Raw genomic sequence first — 768 nt, 5'->3', positions numbered from 1 at the left:
ACTAACCCCAATGACCTCATAGCCTTGCTCAAGCAAATGCTCAACAAAGTGGGAACCAGAAAATGAGTTACTACCAATTACAAGAAATCGATCTGCCATAATACCTGCCTAAGCTTGCCAGTCTCACTTGTCTTTATTGACAAGACTATGAATCGGATTATCGTCGAACTCTTTTTGCCATGAATCTGCTGCCGGCCAATTAAGAAGCGGCAAAGGGTCCAACTGAGCTTTACGCAATGCAGAATATGTGCCGATATCACGATGAATGACATCATTGTGCCAAGTAGCTATTCGACCAACAAATTGTGGAAGCACCTGTGTACTAAAATCGGAGATCTCGGGATGCAGTTCTAGCCAATCAAGGATTTCAGGCTCAAGCAGATAAACTGCAGCATTTGCTCGGTTGCCAGGAGGGTTTGAAACTTTTTCGTGAAACCCAATAACTCTATTTTGAGAATCAAGCTCAACTATCCCGCAACTTTGAGGAAGTTCAGTATCAAAAGTCATCATTGTTATAGGGCAATTATCTGGTCGATACTTGCAATGATATTCAATAAAAGCCGAGAAATTACAGTGACACCAATTATCTGCATGAATTAGTAGCGTCGTGGCATTCTTAAAAAAAGCCTGATTTTGCCGCAAGGAACTCGCTGTTCCCAGCAACTCAGGTTCAAAAACCTCTTTTATCCATGAAGCATACTGTGGGCGCTTAAGAAATTTAGATACAAGTTCTGATAAATAGTGGGTATTAACCACAGCATGATGAAT

Annotated in this window: 2 protein-coding genes; both read right to left on the bottom strand. The window is 41.3% G+C overall.

Annotation, left to right across the window (positions count from 1 at the left end):
* The coding region (locus tag A3761_RS28905; protein WP_156491547.1) for an NAD-dependent epimerase/dehydratase family protein at nucleotides 1-99 on the bottom strand (99 nt) is incomplete at its 3' end.
* A 24-nt stretch (nucleotides 100-123) separates the two neighbouring features.
* On the bottom strand, nucleotides 124-768 hold a 645-nt coding region (locus A3761_RS03145), incomplete at its 5' end, for a nucleotidyltransferase family protein (RefSeq protein WP_068749798.1).

The sequence above is a fragment of the Oleiphilus sp. HI0123 genome, assembly GCF_001635315.1.
This window is presented reverse-complemented; position numbering and strand designations above follow the sequence as displayed.